The sequence below is a fragment of the Candidatus Rhodoblastus alkanivorans genome, from assembly GCF_022760755.1.
Lineage (GTDB): Bacteria > Pseudomonadota > Alphaproteobacteria > Rhizobiales > Beijerinckiaceae > Rhodoblastus > Rhodoblastus alkanivorans.
Window position 1 is genome coordinate 3,434,954 of record NZ_JAIVFP010000001.1, and the last position, 14,523, is coordinate 3,449,476.

Consider the following 14,523-nt stretch of genomic DNA (forward strand, 5'->3'; position numbering starts at 1 on the left):
ATTTTCGGCGACCGCCGAAACTCGGGGAGGAGGCTCTCATGCTGAAACAAAGTCTTGCCGCGGCCGTGCTGGCCGCCTCGCTGGCCACGCCCTCAGCCCCGGCCGAGGCCTATTGGGTCTATGTCCGCCCCCACCACCATTATTATCACAGACATTATTACTATCACCCGCACCGCTACTATCACAGGCATTACTATCATAGGTACTATCACCACCCGCATTATTATCACCGGCGCAGGTGGCATTATTATTGAAATTGGGCGTGGTCAGCGTCGCTTTCAGCGTCCCTTGGCGAGGCGGTCGAAGGCGATCAGCCTCGCCAGCAAGGCTGGCATTTCGCTCAACGGCACCATGTTCGGCCCGTCGGAAAAGGCTTCGTCGGGCCGGTCGTGCGTCTCGATGAACAGGCCGGCGACGCCGACCGCGACCGCCGCGCGCGCCAGCACGGGGACGAATTCGCGCTGGCCGCCGGACGAAGCTCCCTGCCCTCCCGGCTGTTGCACGCTATGCGTGGCGTCGAAAATCACGGGTGCGCCGATCTGCTGGGCCATGATCGGCAGGCCGCGGAAATCGGTGACCAGAGTGTTGTAGCCGAAGGAGGCGCCGCGCTCGGTGACCAGAACATTGGGATTGCCGGCGCCATAGATCTTGGCGGCGACATTCTTCATGTCCCAGGGCGCGAGGAACTGCCCCTTTTTCACATTGATCGGCTTGCCGGTCGCCGCCGCCGCCAGCAGCAGGTCGGTCTGGCGGCACAGGAAGGCCGGAATCTGCAACAGATCCACGACTTCCGCCACGGGCGCGCATTGCTCCTTTTCGTGAACGTCGGTGACGACGGGCACGCCGAAAGTCTGCTTGATCTCCGCGAAGATTTTCAACGCCGCGTCGAGCCCGATGCCGCGCCTGCCCTCGGACGAGGTGCGGTTCGCCTTGTCGAACGACGACTTGAACACGTAATCCATGCCGAGCTTTTCAGTCAGCGCCGCCATTTTCTCGGCCATGAACAAGGCGTGATCACGGCTTTCGAGCGCGCAGGGACCGGCGATCAAAGCGAGCGGCAAATCATTTCCGAAACGCGCCGCGCGCGGTCCTTCGCCGATCGTGACCGTCGCATTCTTCCGCGCTTCCGCCATGCCTCCTCCGATCAACCCTGTTCGAACGCCACCGCGACGCCCTCGGCGTCGCCTGCCGCGAGCCGCCCGACCTGAAAAATCGACATCACCTTGTTGGCGACCAGAACCCCTTCGGTCTGTCGCGCATTCTTGACGGCGAAGACGAGGCCCGCAATGCGAAAGCCGCTCGCCTGCGGCGTGACGCCGAAACGAAAGGCGAAGGCCGATGGACTCAGGACCTGGAGGCTCGTCCCGCCATCGAGACGGATTTCGAGCCCGGCCGAGGTCGCCAGCATCTCGCGCTGGCCGGTGAGCGCGGAAAGATATTCACCATGATTGGCCGGCTCGGGCGCGATGGCGGCGACTTCGCTCAGCCGAAGCGCGCCATTGGGATGATCGGGCGCCGGCGCGGCCGGGAACGCCTCGACCAGATGGAAACACGCCGCCGCCTCGTCTACGGGCAGGGACGGCGGGGCTCCCGGAGCGGCGCTCAATCCGACCGAGGCCGCGCGCCGCGCCGGATCGTCGGTCGCGGCAAAGGCGAGAGCGACGCCATCGGCCAGCGTGACGCCATTGCCGCCCGGATCGAGGGCGAAGCCCAGACGCGTCCAGGCCCCGACGAGATCCTGCCGGCTGGCGGCGGTGAGGGCGATACGGGCGACCTTGCGCATCTTCTCCCCCTCACACCAGCCGGCTTTGCGCCTTGGCGGCGGCGATGAAACTCGCGAACAAAGGATGCGGCTCGAAGGGCCGCGATTTCAGCTCGGGATGATATTGCACCCCGATGAACCAGGGGTGATCGGCCAGTTCCACCGTCTCCGGCAGCAGGCCGTCGGGCGAAGTCCCGGCGAAAATGAGCCCGCAGGCTTCCAGCCGCTCGCGATAGCCCATATTGACCTCGTAGCGATGGCGGTGGCGCTCGGAAATATGGGTCGCGCCATAGATTCCCGCGATCTTCGAGCCTTCCTGAAGCACCGCCGGATAAGCGCCGAGCCGCATGGTGCCGCCGAGATCGCCGCTTTCGGCGCGCTTTTCCAGCTCGTTGCCGCGCATCCATTCGGTCATCAGGCCGACGACAGGCTCAGGCGTCGGGCCGAATTCGGTCGAGCCCGCCTGACTGATGCCGGCGAGCGAGCGCGCCGCCTCGATCACCGCCATCTGCATGCCGAAGCAAATGCCGAAATAAGGCGCCTTGCGCTCGCGGGCGAAGCGCGCCGCCGCGATTTTTCCTTCCGTGCCCCGCGAGCCGAAACCGCCCGGCACCAATATGCCATGGACATGTTCGAGAAAGGGCGTCGGGTCCTGGTGCTCGAAAATTTCCGCCTCGATCCAGTCGAGATTGACCTTGACCCGATTGGCGATGCCGCCATGGGCCAGAGCCTCGTTCAGCGACTTATAGGCGTCCTTGAGGCCGGTATATTTGCCGACGATGGCGATCGTGACCTCGCCCTCGGGATTGTGGACCGCCTCGGTCACCGCGTTCCAGCGGCTCATGTCGGGGCGCGGCGCGGGCTCGATGCCGAAGGCCGCCAGAACCTCATGGTCGAGGCCGGCGGCGTGATAGGCGCGCGGCACATCATAGATCGAGGCGACGTCGAGCGCCTCGATCACAGCCGTCTCGCGGACATTGCAGAACAAGCTGAGCTTGCGCCGTTCTTCCGGCGGGATGGCGCGGTCGGCGCGGCACAAAAGAATATCGGGCTGGATGCCGATCGAGCGCAGCTCCTTGACCGAGTGCTGGGTCGGCTTGGTCTTGAGCTCGCCCGCCGCGGGAATGAAGGGCAGCAGCGTCAGATGGATATAGACGCAATGCTGGCGCGGCAGCTCATTGCCGAGCTGGCGGATCGCTTCGAGGAAGGGCATGGCCTCGATGTCGCCGACCGTGCCGCCGATCTCGACCAGGACGAAATCATAGCCGTCATTGCCGTCGAGGATAAATTCCTTGATGGCGTTGGTGACATGGGGAATGACCTGCACCGTGCCGCCGAGATAGTCGCCGCGCCGCTCGCGGGCGATGATGTCCTGATAGATACGCCCGGTGGTGACATTGTCCCGTTTGTTGGCCGAGCGGCCGGTGAAGCGCTCGTAATGGCCGAGATCGAGATCGGTCTCGGCGCCATCGTCGGTCACGAAGCACTCGCCGTGCTGATAGGGCGACATCGTGCCGGGATCGACATTGAGATAGGGGTCGAGCTTGCGCAGGCGCGCGGTATAGCCGCGCGCCTGCAACAGCGCGCCGAGCGCCGCCGAGGCCAGCCCCTTGCCGAGCGAGGAAACCACGCCGCCGGTGATGAAAATATACCGCGCCATCGCAGGCCGCCTCGCGTTCAAGCCGGACCGGCGCCGGGGCGCTGGTCGTCCTTCAAGGTTCTCAACGGTCTCGGTCGGAAGGGCCGGCGAGCCGGCCCGCGAAATTCAAAAAGCGCGACGCGCGAACTCACTGCCGCGGCGGCGCCGGGACCGGAGCCGGCGCCGGCGCCGCGGGCGGCGCCTTCTTTTTTTCCAACTGCTTCAACTGTTCGAGAACCGTTCCCTTGGGCTGCGCGGCGCCGCCCTGCTGCGAAGGCGGAGCGGGAGCGGTCGTCTCGAAGATCGATTTCTGCGAGTGGTGGCTGTAGGTCGAAAGGATCGTCAGGCCGAGGCTGGTCATGAAGAACAAAGTCGCCAGAATCGCCGTCGCCCTTGTCAGCGCATTGGCCTGGCCGCGCCCGGTGAAGAAGCCGCCCCCCCCGCCGCCGCCGCCCATTCCCAGGGCGCCGCCTTCGGAGCGCTGCAACAGGACGACGACGATCAGCGCCAACACGATCAGGAGATGAACGACGATCAGTACTGTCTGCATTTTTTCGTCCTCAGGCCAGGCCGGATTTTCCCCCTAGCCGGGCGGCAGGAGCCATTCAAACCGCCAAAGCCGCCGGGGAAGCGACCGCGGCGGCGAAGTCGGGGCGTCATATCGCAAAAGTTCGCCGATGGAAACCCCGACACATAGGTTTACTTATAAACGGATGCGATGCCGAGAAAGTCCTTCGCGGTGAGGCTGGCGCCGCCGACCAGTGCGCCATTGACATTCTCGACCGCCATCAGTTCGGCGGCGTTGGCCGGCTTGACCGAGCCGCCATACAGAATGCGCACGGCGGCGCCCTCGCCCGGCAAGAGGTCGATCAACTCGTGACGGATGAAGTTATGGACCTCGGCGACGTCCGCGAGCGTCGGAGTGAGGCCGGTGCCGATCGCCCATACCGGCTCATAGGCGACCACGAGATTGGTTGCTTTCCCCCCATGCGGCAGGGAGCCTGCAAGCTGCGCCCCGACAACCGCGAGGGTCTGGCCGGACTCGCGCTGGAGATGGGTCTCGCCAACGCAGACGATGGCGGTGAGCCCCGCGCGCAGCGCCCCCTCGGCCTTGGCGCGCACGACCTCGTCGCTCTCGCCGTGGTCGGCGCGACGTTCGGAATGACCGACGATGGCGAAGCTCGCGCCCGCATCCTTGAGCTGTTCGGCGGAAATGTCGCCGGTATGGGCGCCCGACGCCCTGGCGTGGCAATCCTGGCCGCCGATCGCGATTCGCCCGGCCGCTGCCGAGCAAGCGGCGGAAATCAGCGTCGCCGGCGGGCAGATCAGCACGTCGGCCCCGCCGGCCTCGCGCGCCGCCGCCTCGGCGATGGCCGCGATTTCGGCCACAGAGGCGGTCAAACCGTTCATTTTCCAATTGCCCGCCGCGAGCGGACGGATCGTTGTCATGTCATTTCCCCCCTAAATCGTTGCGCTCCGCTTAGCAGAGGAGCGCACTTTTGCCCAGAGGTCCTGTTGCGGCGGCTTCCGGCGCAAAACTTGCTTCGTCGCCCATGGGAGTTCGCCGGGCCTGCGGAACGATCGCCATAATGGCGTCTCGCGCAGGCCATCCATGCCACCGCTGGCAGGGTTTGCCCATTTTGTCGGGAAAGCTCCACTATCGGAAAAAGCCACAATTGTCGCAACGGGCGCCGCCGGCAGGCCGGCGCGCGCCGTCGCGGCGTCCGCAAGGCTGCCCATCGCAGTCTCCAAAATTGCGCGACCGCTACGGTCTTGAATATCTCAAGAAGGAGCGGGTCTTTTGAAAGCCAAACATGACCTCCATCGAAACCACCGCCTTCCAGCGTCTCGAAGCGGACGGCCGCCTGGTGAAGCCCGCCCACAAGGGTCCGACCCACGTCGCCGGCCGTTTCGCCTTCCGCGGTGAAATCGAGCTGACCAGCGATCCCGAGGTCCTGCTGACCGCCGCTTTCGCGGCCGCGCAGGGCGGCGAGACGGCTCTCTCCTTCCTGGCCGGCCAGCTCGCGACCTTCAGCGAACTTCCCGCCCTTGTCGCGGCGCTCGACGGCGCGCTGGCGCCCGACGGCAAATATTTCATCTATGTCGGCGACGTGAAGCGTGGCGACCGCTACCAGGTCTCGTTCGGCGATTCGTCGCTCTATGTCCTGCCCTATGACGACGTGTCGGTTTATAATGAGCTGATCGACTTTCTCTATCTCGACAAGACCAAGATGAAGAAATTCGACACCGCCGCGAAAATCGACGCCATTGCCGACGGCGCCGCCAAATATGACGAGACCTTCCCGAAGGTCACTTATGAGGAAGGCCTCGCCAGGATTTGATCCCGCGCGTCGCGCCCGTCCCTGCCCAGCAGACGGGCGCCAAGCGGCCCTTCATCTTCTCCCTTTTGATTTCGAGTCGCTTGAAGACGATTCATTCCAGGCTACGACAAATCAGACTTCGGCCGTCATCAACATGGTGTCGATCGTGAAGCTGCCGTCCGGCTCCAACGCAAAATGCCCGCTCACTTGCGCGCCGGCTCGCGATTGCAAGGATCGAATGGCCTCGCGATGAAGGACCGGCGCGCCGATCCGCTCGACCCACGACAAGAATTCCAGGCGAAGCCTGAAACGCGACGCCGTTGACGGCCGAAAGCCCGCCGATTCGAATTTCGCCCGCCATTCCTCGACCGAATAATCCCTCACGTGGGACGTGTCGCGCAGCAACTCCAGGCACTGCAGCCAGTTGTCCAGCAGCGGGTGCTCCGGCGCCACAACGTCCATGACGACCATCAGGCCGCCCGGCCTCAGGACGCGGCGGGCCTCGAGAAGCGCCGCGTCGACGTCATGCCAGTGATGGGCGCTGTAGCGCGTCGTTACGAGATCGAACGAATGATCAGGCCAGGGAAGCCGTTCGACCGATCCCTGAACAGCTTCCAGATTGTTCAGACCCCGGCGGAGGGCCTCCGCCCGGACGATCTCCACCATGGGTTCGGAGAGATCATAGGCGAACGCCTTTTGCACCTTTGGCGCGATCAGGAAGGAAACATGTCCGCCGCCGCACCCCAAATCCAGCGCGACACTATGCTGTCGGCCTCCGACGATCCGCGCCAATTGCGCCAAATCCTCACCCTGGGCGTGCACCGGGCTCGCAAGATAAGCCTCCGCCTGGGGGCCAAATTGCTGGCTGACGATGGTTTCGTGCGTTTTCCCCTGCATGTGCGGCTCCTGTCGGCATCGTGATCGCGGCTACCATGAGCGGGCAATTAAACTGGTACAAGGCCACCATTTATCCTGGTATAAATATCGCCATGATTGCCGCCAATCCCCGCCGCGCCCTCGGCGCCTTCATCCGCGCGCACCGCGAGCGCCTGCCGCCGCCGGCCGCGTTCTCGGGCAGACGCCGCACGCCCGGATTCCGACGGGAAGAACTGGCCGAAGCCTGCGGCGTCAGCGCGACATGGATTACCTGGCTGGAACAGGGGCGCGACGTTTCGGCTTCTCCGCACGCCCTCGCGCGGCTCGCCGAAGCGCTTCGTCTCGCCTCGGCCGAACGGTCTTATTTGTTCACGCTGGCCGGCAAGCGCGATCCGGCGGAGCCCGCGCCCGCCACAGACGATTTGCCGCCAGAGGTCCTGGCGTTGCCGGAGCGCATGACCATCCCGGCCTATCTGCTCGACCGGACATGGACGGCGAGGTCCTGGAACAGCCTCGCCGCCGAACTTTTCAACGGATGGCTGGACGGCGACCATGATCGCAATCAGTTGCGGTTCATCTTCCTTTCATCCAGAGCTCCTCGCCTGATCGCGAATTGGGACGATCGCGCCCGCCGCATCGTGGCGGAATTTCGCGCCGATTTCAGTTGTCGCCTTCACGATCAAACCCTGCTGGCGCTTGTGGACGACCTGATCGATCGTTCGGCTGTTTTTGAACGCCTTTGGCAGGAACAATCGGTTTTGGCGCGGGAGGGTGGAGAGCGCCGCTTCATCGACCCGCCGCGGCGTTTCTACCAATCGACGCTCATCGTCAGTTCGAATCCGGACATCCGTCTCGTCAGCCTGACCCCGCTGTGAGGCGAATCTTTCCGACCGGCCTTCCAAAAGGTCGCTCGCCTCCCACAACCGCCCGCCCGAAGCTGAAATTCGGATACGAAGCGACCGGCGCCACAAGATGTCGCAAGTGGATTGCGCGCGGCCTTTGGCGTTTCTATAGTCCGGCGCCCAAGCCGGCCCAGACCGGTCGTCCTTCGGGACGGTCGCCAGAACAGGAAAAACCCAATGCTCGATGGTCTTCGGATCATGTCGAAGAATATTTTCGGCCGCGTCATTCTCTCGGTCTTCGCCGCGCTGATCGTGGTCGGCTTCGGCCTGTGGGGCATCCGCGACATGTTCACCAATTTCCGCGCCAACCAGCTCGCGACGATCGGCGAACAGGAAATCACCGTCCAGCAATATCGCAGCTCCTACCAGACCGAATTGCAGCGGCTGCAGCAGCAGGCGCGCCGCGCCATCACCAGCCGGGAGGCGCGCCAGTTCGGACTCGACCGCCAGGTCCTCGCCCAGCTCTTGACCGGCGCCGCGCTCGACCAGGACGCCCAGCGCCTCAGCCTCGCCCTCTCCGATGTGGAGATCGCCAAGATCATCCGCGCCCTGAAGATTTTCGCCGGCCCGGATGGGTTCGACCAGGCCCGCATGGACCAGATTTTGCGCGACAACGGCTATACCGAGACGAGCTTCATCCGCGAGCAGCGCCAGCTCGCCTTGCGCAAGCAGATCGGCGCGGCGGTGACCGGCAACCTCAAGGCGCCCGAAGTCCTGCTGTCGGCCGTCAACACTTTCGCCAACGAGACCCGCAAGGCGGATTATTTCATCCTGCCGCCGCCCGATCTCTCCAAGGGGCCGCCGCCGTCGGAAGATTCGGTCAAGTCCTATTACGATTTGCACAAGGACGCCTATCGCAGCCCGGAATATCGCACCGTCAATGTCCTGATCGTGTCGCCGTCCGAGGTCGTCAAGACGATCGCCGTCAGCGACGACGCCGCCCGAAAAGTCTATGAGCAGGACGCCGCCCGCCTTTACGCCACACCGGAAAAGCGCGCGATCCGGCTGCTCACCTTCCTCGACCAGGCCGCCGCGAACAAGGCGCGCGCCCGGATCGACGCCGGCCAGAGTTTCGACGCGGTCGCCGCCGACAAGAAGGCCGGCGGCGTACTCGCCGATATCGGCGTCACCACCAAGGCCTCCATGTTCGATCCCGCGATCGCCCAGGCCGCGTTCGCCCTGAAACAGCCCGGCGTGACGGAACCCATCGCCGGCAAGTTCGGCTATGTCCTCGCCAGGATTTCGCGCATCGAGCCCGGCTCGACAAAACCCTTCGACGAGGTCAAGGACCAAATCAAGGCCGAACTCGCCAAGGCCCAGGCGGAGAGGGCGATCCAGAAGCTGCACGACAAGATCGAGGATCTGCGCTCCGCCGGCAAGAACCTGACCGAAGCCGCCAAGGCGGTGGGCCTGAAGACGCAAATCGATGTCACCGACGCCTCCGGCGCTGGCACGGGCGAGGCTGGCCAGCCCGGCGCGCCGATCCCCGCGCTCGCCAGCGCGCCCGAATTGCTCAAGGCGATTTTCGCCTCGGACGTCGGCGTGGACAATGACGCCGTCTCGCGCAAGGACGGCGGCTATGACTGGTTCGAGATCAATTCCATCGCGCCTTCGCGGCAATTGCCGCTCAACGAGGTCCGCGCCGCGGTCGTCAAGGCCATGGAGAACAGCGAGGCCCAGAAGCAGGTCGCGGCCAAGGCCAACGATCTGGCGCGCAAGATCGAAGCCGGCGACAGCCTCGAAAAGATCGCGACCGCCAATGGCGTCGCCACGATCCATGCGGGGCCGTTCAAGCGCTCCAGCGCGCCGGGCCTGTCGGCCGCCGCCGTCCAGCAGATTTTCGGCACGCCGGTCGGCGGCGCGGGGGCCGCTCTGGCGGGCGGGGGCGGTCGCATCGTGTTCAAGGTGACCGACGCCGCGACTCCGCCGATCGACCTGAAAAACCCGACCCTCGCCGGGCTCGCGCCGCAGCTCGATTCGAGCCTCGCCGACGATCTGTTCAGCCAATATATTTCCGGACTGCAATCGCAATTGGGCATGCGTGTGAACCAGACCGCCCTGGCCGCGATCGTCGGGCAGGAATGAAGGGAGCCCGCATGTTCACGCCGGAATTCGACGCTTTCGCCGCGCTCTATGAAGCCGGCGAACCGTCGCTGGTCAGCCTGACCCTGGTCGCCGATCTCGAAACCCCCGTCTCGGCCTTTCTGAAACTCTCGCATGGCCGCGCGGGCGACGTTTTCCTGCTCGAATCGGTGGAAGGCGGCGCGACCCGGGGCCGCTATTCGATGATTGGCCTCGATCCCGACGTGATTTTTCGCGTGCGCGACGGCGAGGCCGAGATCAACCGCGCCGCGCGGCGCGATCGCGAACAATTCGTCGCCTGCGATGGCAAGCCGCTCGACGCTTTGCGCGCTCTGCTCGACGAATCGTCCATTCCCGCCGTTCCCGGCATGCCGCCGATGGCGGCGGGCGTATTCGGCTATCTCGGCTATGACATGGTGCGCGAGATGGAGCGACTCGCGCCCGCCAAGCCCGATCCGATCGGCACGCCCGACGCGCTTCTGGTGCGCCCGACGCTGATGGCGGTGTTCGATTCGGTGCGCGACGAAATCTGGCTCGTGACCCCCGTCCGCCCGCAGGCCCATATCGCCGCCAAGGCGGCCTATGAAGAGGCGCTCGCCCGGCTCGACGAGGCGGTGGCCGCGCTCGAAGGGCCGATGCGGCTGGAGGGCCAGTCCGGCGACGCGCTTCTCCTCCAGGCGCACGATCCGGTCTCGAACACCGGCGAGGCGCGCTATATGCGAATGGTCGAAGCGGCCAAATCCTATATCCGCGCCGGCGACATCTTTCAGGTCGTGCTGTCGCAACGTTTCACCTCGCCGTTCCAGCTGCCGGCCTTCTCGCTCTATCGCGCCTTGCGCCGCGTCAATCCGGCGCCCTTTCTCTGCTATCTCGATTTCGCCGATTTCCAGATCGTCTGCTCGAGCCCCGAAATCCTGGTGCGGGCGCGCGACGGCAAGGTCACGATAAGGCCCATCGCCGGGACCCGCTGGCGTGGCGCGACCCGCGAGGAGGACGAGGCCCTGGAGCGCGAATTGCTGGCCGACGAAAAAGAGCGCGCCGAACATCTGATGCTGCTTGATCTTGGCCGCAACGACGTCGGCCGCGTCGCCGAGATCGGCACGGTCAACGTCACCGAGCAATTCGTGGTCGAGCGCTACAGCCATGTCATGCACATCGTCTCCAATGTCGAGGGCAAGCTCGACCCCAACCGCGACCTCATCGACGCTTTGTCGGCCGGCTTTCCGGCGGGCACTGTCTCAGGCGCGCCTAAAGTGCGCGCCATGGAGATCATCGACGAGCTGGAAGTGGACAAGCGCGGCATTTACGGCGGCTGCATCGGCTATTTCGGCGCCTCGGGCGAGATGGACACCTGCATCGTGCTGCGCACCTCGGTGGTGAAGGACGGCCAGATGCATGTCCAGGCCGGCGCCGGGATCGTCTATGATTCCGACCCGGCGAGCGAGCAGCGCGAATGCGTGAACAAGGCCCGCGCCCTGTTCCGCGCCGCCGAGGAGGCCCTGCGTTTCGCCTCGTCGGCCAGAAGGGGGCAATAGGCTTCCTCTCCCCGCGCGCAAGGAGTAAGGAGCCACCTGGCGCTCTTCTCAACCAGTTGATCGGACCTGAATTGACATTTGAACTCGCCAGTCCCGCACTGGCCCGCGCCCTCGCCGAACATGGCTATGTCGTGCTCACGCCCGTCCAGGCCGCCGTCCTGAAGCCCGAGGCCGAGGGTCGCGACATTCTCGTCTCGGCCCAGACCGGCTCCGGCAAGACCGTGGCCTTCGGCCTCGCCATGGCCTCGGACCTGATCGGCGCCGGAGACAAAGTCCCCGACGTCGGCGCCCCGCTCGGCCTCGTCATCGCCCCGACGCGCGAACTGGCGCTTCAGGTGGCGCAGGAGTTGCGCTGGCTCTATTCGCAGGCGGGGGCGCGGATCGTCGCCTGTGTCGGCGGCATGGACCCGCGCTCCGAGCGCCGCGCTTTGGAGGCCGGCGCGGCCGTCGTCGTCGGCACGCCGGGCCGGTTGCGCGACCATCTCGAACGCGGCGCGCTCGACCTGTCGCGCCTCGCCGCGGTCGCGCTCGACGAAGCCGACGAAATGCTCGACATGGGCTTTCGCGAGGATCTCGAATTCATCCTCGACGCCACGCCGGAGACCCGCCGCACCCTGCTGTTTTCCGCGACCATGCCGAAAAGCATCGTCGCACTCGCGAAGAAGTACCAGCGCAACGCCTTGCGCATCGAGGCGACTGGCGGCGAAACCGGCCATGCCGACATCGAATATCGCGCCGTGCGGGTCGATCCGCGCGAGGCCGAGAAGGCGGTGATCAACCTGCTGCGCTTTTTCGATTCGCCCACCGCCATCGTCTTCTGCAACACGCGCGATTCCTCGCGCCATTTGCAAGCCATGCTGCAGGAGCGCGGCTTCACCGCCGCCCTGCTCTCCGGCGAACTCGGCCAGCATGAGCGCAATCTCTCGATCCAGGCCCTGCGCGACGGCCGCGCCCGGGTCTGCGTCGCCACCGACGTCGCCGCGCGCGGCCTCGACCTGCCGACGGTCGGGCTGGTGATCCACGCCGACCTGCCCCATGACGCCGAGGCTTTGCAACATCGCTCAGGGAGAACCGGCCGCGCCGGGCGCAAGGGGGTGAGCGTTCTGCTCGTGCCACCCAAGGCGCGGCGGCGCGCGGAAAATCTCTTCGCCGAGGCGAAGGTCGTCCCCGACTGGCAGGCGCCCCCGACCGCCGACGAAATTCGCAAGCTCGATCGCGAACGCATGACGCGCGACGAAGCCTTTTCGGGCGAGCCGAGCGAGGAGGAAAGCGAGATCGCCGCCGCGCTGCTCGGAGAACTCGGCGCCGAGAAATGCGCGCAGGCGCTTGCCCGTCTGTTGCGCGCCCGCCTGCCCGAGGCCGAGGAAGTCGCCGACCCCGGCCACGCGCCGGACTTTGCCAGCGGCAAGGCGCCGCGCGGCGGGCGTCAGCCGCTCGCTGGCGGGGTATGGTTCCGCCTCGACGTCGGCCGCGACCGCAACGCCGACCCGAAATGGCTGCTGCCCATGTTGTGCCGCAAGGGCGGCGTGACCCGCGCCGACATCGGCGCCATCCGCATCTTCCCCAAGGACAGCAAGGTGGAAATCGCGGCAGCCGCAGCCGAGGCCTTCCTTCACAATATGCGCAGGCCCGGCGGCGATCCGATCCGCGTCGAAAGGATCGGTCCTTCAGGAGATAATGCTGGTCCGAAGGAGCGCCAGCCGCGCAAGGGCGAAAAGAAGCGGTAGTTCACACGACGGCGGAAAGCGTCGGCGTTTCGGCGACGGGCTGAAGGAACTGGGCGCCGGCGCGGCCGTCGCGCTCACGCCTCCGGCATGTCCGAGGCGAAAGCCTCGGTGAGCGGTTCGTCGCCGAGAGGCTCCTCGTCCTCCATCAAAGCGGAATCGTCGCGCGGCTGCGGCACGCCGAAACCCTTGGGCAGGCGGCCGTCGAACAGGCCCGCCCCCTTCAACTCGTCGAGACCAGGAAGGTCCGAGATCTGCTCAAGGCCGAAATGCAGGAGAAACGCCTCGGTCGTGCCATAGGTCACCGGGCGGCCTGGCGCGCGGCGGCGGCCGCGCAAGCGCACCCAGCCGGTCTCCAACAACACGTCCATGGTGCCCTTGGAGAGTGCGACGCCGCGAATGTCCTCGATCTCGGCGCGGGTCACCGGCTGGTGATAGGCGACGATGGCCAGGGTCTCCATCGCGGCGCGCGACAGCTTTTTCGGCTCCTGCTGCTCGCGGCTCAGCACGTAGGCGAGGTCGGGCGCGGTGCGGAACATCCATTTCCTGCCGACCCTGACGAGATTGACGCCTCGCGCGAAATATTCGGCCCTGAGATAGGCCAGAGCCGGCGCAAGCTCCGCGCCCTGGGGCAGGCGCTTGCGCATTTCGTCCTCGTCCAGAGGCTCGGTCGCGGCGAAAATCATCGCCTCGCACAGCCGCATGACCTCGCGCTGCGCCTCGCTTGGCTTTTCGCGGGCGAGAAGGGCGGCTGCGTCCGCCGCCTTGAGGTCGAACAGGGGCTCTTGTTCCGCCAAAAGACTCACTCCGCCGCCAGCGCCTGCCGACGCCGCAGCATCAGCGGCGCGAAGGCGCGGTCCTGGCGCAGGTCGATCAGCCCCTCCTTCACCATTTCCAGCGAGGCGGAAAAGGTCGAGGCGCGGGCGGTGCGAACCTGGGCCGGGCTTGCGACCCAGTCTATCAGATAATCGTCGAGCGCGGTCCATTCGACCGCCATTCCGATGATGCGCTCAAGCGCCTCGCGCGCCTCGGCCAGCGACCAGACGTGACGGGTCTTGAGTGAAACATGGGACATGGCCTGTTTCTGGCGCTGGCGGGCATAGGCTGAAAGCAGGTCGAACAGGCTCGCCCGGTAGAGCGGCGCATTGATCACGTCGAGCCCCTCCGGCGCGCCGCGCGCGAAAAGGTCGCGGCCGAACCGGGGACGATTCATCAGCCGTTCCGCCGCGACGCGGATCGCCTGCAGGCGGCTGAGGCGGCGGGCGAGATTGGCGGCGAGGTCCCTCGGGTCCGGCTCCTCGGCCCGGGGCGGAGCGGGCAGCAGCAGGCGCGATTTGAGGTAGGCGAGCCACGCCGCCATAACGAGATAATCGGCTGCAAGCTCAAGACGGACGCGGCGCGCGGCCTCGACGAATTCGAGATATTGCTCGGCCAAAGCAAGGACGGAAATGCGGCTCAGGTCGACCTTCTGGCGCCGGGCAAGCTCAAGCAGCAGGTCGAGCGGGCCCTCATAGCCCTCTACGTCGACCCGGAAATCCGCCTCGCCGTGCTCTTTCGCGCCCTCCGCCTCGAAAGCCACTTCGGCCGTCGTCAGGCCTCGCGTCGCGGCGTCGGGCGGATTTTCGCTGTCCCGCTCCATTTCCTTACGTCTCAAATCGAATCAGGCGTTCAGCGTGGGCGAA

14 protein-coding genes are annotated in these 14,523 nt (G+C 65.7%); 6 read left to right on the forward strand and 8 right to left on the reverse strand.

What is annotated here, in order from left to right; genetic code table 11:
* Nucleotides 1-38: 38 nt before the first annotated feature.
* Nucleotides 39-254 carry a hypothetical protein gene (locus K2U94_RS15970; protein WP_243068151.1) on the forward strand — a complete coding sequence of 72 codons (216 nt, stop codon included), beginning with the start codon at nucleotides 39-41 and terminating at the stop codon, nucleotides 252-254.
* A 24-nt stretch (nucleotides 255-278) separates the two neighbouring features.
* On the opposite strand, the gene kdsA is transcribed toward K2U94_RS15970, so the two are convergent.
* The 5 genes from kdsA to tpiA form a co-directional block, all read right to left on the reverse strand.
* Nucleotides 279-1,133 (reverse strand): 3-deoxy-8-phosphooctulonate synthase, encoded by an 855-nt coding sequence (kdsA, locus tag K2U94_RS15975; RefSeq protein ID WP_243068152.1) that lies wholly within the window; start codon nucleotides 1,131-1,133, stop codon nucleotides 279-281.
* 11 nt (nucleotides 1,134-1,144) lie between these two features.
* On the reverse strand, nucleotides 1,145-1,783 hold the full coding sequence (locus K2U94_RS15980) for a hypothetical protein (protein WP_243068153.1): 639 nt from the start codon (nucleotides 1,781-1,783) through the stop codon (nucleotides 1,145-1,147).
* A 10-nt stretch (nucleotides 1,784-1,793) separates the two neighbouring features.
* The gene (locus K2U94_RS15985) at nucleotides 1,794-3,422 is read right to left on the reverse strand and encodes a CTP synthase (protein WP_243068154.1); all 1,629 of its coding nucleotides are present in this window, start codon (nucleotides 3,420-3,422) and stop codon (nucleotides 1,794-1,796) included.
* 127 nt (nucleotides 3,423-3,549) lie between these two features.
* A complete protein-coding gene (gene secG / locus K2U94_RS15990) occupies nucleotides 3,550-3,951 on the reverse strand; it encodes a preprotein translocase subunit SecG (RefSeq protein WP_243068155.1) in 402 nt (133 codons plus the stop codon).
* Nucleotides 3,952-4,100: 149 nt separating this feature from the next.
* The gene (gene tpiA, locus K2U94_RS15995; protein ID WP_243068156.1) at nucleotides 4,101-4,850 is read right to left on the reverse strand and encodes a triose-phosphate isomerase; all 750 of its coding nucleotides are present in this window, start codon (nucleotides 4,848-4,850) and stop codon (nucleotides 4,101-4,103) included.
* A 365-nt stretch (nucleotides 4,851-5,215) separates the two neighbouring features.
* On the opposite strand from tpiA, the gene K2U94_RS16000 reads away from it, so the two are divergent.
* Nucleotides 5,216-5,743, forward strand: a complete 528-nt coding sequence (locus tag K2U94_RS16000; protein WP_243068157.1) for a hypothetical protein — start codon at nucleotides 5,216-5,218, stop codon at nucleotides 5,741-5,743.
* Nucleotides 5,744-5,854: 111 nt separating this feature from the next.
* Here the strand turns inward: K2U94_RS16000 and K2U94_RS16005 are convergent, their stop codons facing one another.
* Nucleotides 5,855-6,619 carry a class I SAM-dependent methyltransferase gene (locus tag K2U94_RS16005; protein WP_243068158.1) on the reverse strand — a complete coding sequence of 255 codons (765 nt, stop codon included), beginning with the start codon at nucleotides 6,617-6,619 and terminating at the stop codon, nucleotides 5,855-5,857.
* A gap of 35 nt (nucleotides 6,620-6,654) precedes the next feature.
* On the opposite strand from K2U94_RS16005, the gene K2U94_RS16010 reads away from it, so the two are divergent.
* From K2U94_RS16010 to K2U94_RS16025, 4 genes are all read left to right on the forward strand, one after another.
* A complete protein-coding gene (locus K2U94_RS16010; protein ID WP_243068159.1) occupies nucleotides 6,655-7,473 on the forward strand; it encodes a helix-turn-helix transcriptional regulator in 819 nt (272 codons plus the stop codon).
* A gap of 204 nt (nucleotides 7,474-7,677) precedes the next feature.
* Nucleotides 7,678-9,585: a peptidyl-prolyl cis-trans isomerase gene (locus tag K2U94_RS16015; protein ID WP_243068160.1), complete on the forward strand. Its 1,908-nt coding sequence runs from the start codon at nucleotides 7,678-7,680 to the stop codon at nucleotides 9,583-9,585.
* Nucleotides 9,586-9,596: 11 nt separating this feature from the next.
* Nucleotides 9,597-11,117 carry an anthranilate synthase component I gene (trpE, locus tag K2U94_RS16020; protein WP_243068161.1) on the forward strand — a complete coding sequence of 507 codons (1,521 nt, stop codon included), beginning with the start codon at nucleotides 9,597-9,599 and terminating at the stop codon, nucleotides 11,115-11,117.
* A 71-nt stretch (nucleotides 11,118-11,188) separates the two neighbouring features.
* Nucleotides 11,189-12,844 (forward strand): DEAD/DEAH box helicase, encoded by a 1,656-nt coding sequence (locus K2U94_RS16025; protein ID WP_243068162.1) that lies wholly within the window; start codon nucleotides 11,189-11,191, stop codon nucleotides 12,842-12,844.
* A 74-nt stretch (nucleotides 12,845-12,918) separates the two neighbouring features.
* On the opposite strand, the gene scpB is transcribed toward K2U94_RS16025, so the two are convergent.
* Together scpB and K2U94_RS16035 are read right to left on the reverse strand one after the other, a co-directional pair.
* Entirely contained in the window at nucleotides 12,919-13,647 is a 729-nt protein-coding gene (gene scpB, locus K2U94_RS16030) for an SMC-Scp complex subunit ScpB (RefSeq protein ID WP_243068163.1), read from the reverse strand.
* Nucleotides 13,644-14,480, reverse strand: coding sequence for a segregation and condensation protein A (locus tag K2U94_RS16035; protein ID WP_243068164.1), 837 nt, complete (start codon nucleotides 14,478-14,480; stop codon nucleotides 13,644-13,646). The genes scpB and K2U94_RS16035 overlap by 4 nt, the downstream gene beginning before the upstream one ends.
* Nucleotides 14,481-14,523 lie beyond the last annotated feature (43 nt).

Coding starts and splice junctions, on each gene's coding strand:
- K2U94_RS15970 (WP_243068151.1), top strand. CDS start 39: ATGCTGAAACAAAGTCTTGCCGCGGCCGTGCTGGCCGCCTCGCTGGCC.
- kdsA (WP_243068152.1), bottom strand. CDS start 1,133: ATGGCGGAAGCGCGGAAGAATGCGACGGTCACGATCGGCGAAGGACCG.
- K2U94_RS15980 (WP_243068153.1), bottom strand. CDS start 1,783: ATGCGCAAGGTCGCCCGTATCGCCCTCACCGCCGCCAGCCGGCAGGAT.
- K2U94_RS15985 (WP_243068154.1), bottom strand. CDS start 3,422: ATGGCGCGGTATATTTTCATCACCGGCGGCGTGGTTTCCTCGCTCGGC.
- secG (WP_243068155.1), bottom strand. CDS start 3,951: ATGCAGACAGTACTGATCGTCGTTCATCTCCTGATCGTGTTGGCGCTG.
- tpiA (WP_243068156.1), bottom strand. CDS start 4,850: ATGACAACGATCCGTCCGCTCGCGGCGGGCAATTGGAAAATGAACGGT.
- K2U94_RS16000 (WP_243068157.1), top strand. CDS start 5,216: ATGACCTCCATCGAAACCACCGCCTTCCAGCGTCTCGAAGCGGACGGC.
- K2U94_RS16005 (WP_243068158.1), bottom strand. CDS start 6,619: ATGCAGGGGAAAACGCACGAAACCATCGTCAGCCAGCAATTTGGCCCC.
- K2U94_RS16010 (WP_243068159.1), top strand. CDS start 6,655: ATGAGCGGGCAATTAAACTGGTACAAGGCCACCATTTATCCTGGTATA.
- K2U94_RS16015 (WP_243068160.1), top strand. CDS start 7,678: ATGCTCGATGGTCTTCGGATCATGTCGAAGAATATTTTCGGCCGCGTC.
- trpE (WP_243068161.1), top strand. CDS start 9,597: ATGTTCACGCCGGAATTCGACGCTTTCGCCGCGCTCTATGAAGCCGGC.
- K2U94_RS16035 (WP_243068164.1), bottom strand. CDS start 14,480: ATGGAGCGGGACAGCGAAAATCCGCCCGACGCCGCGACGCGAGGCCTG.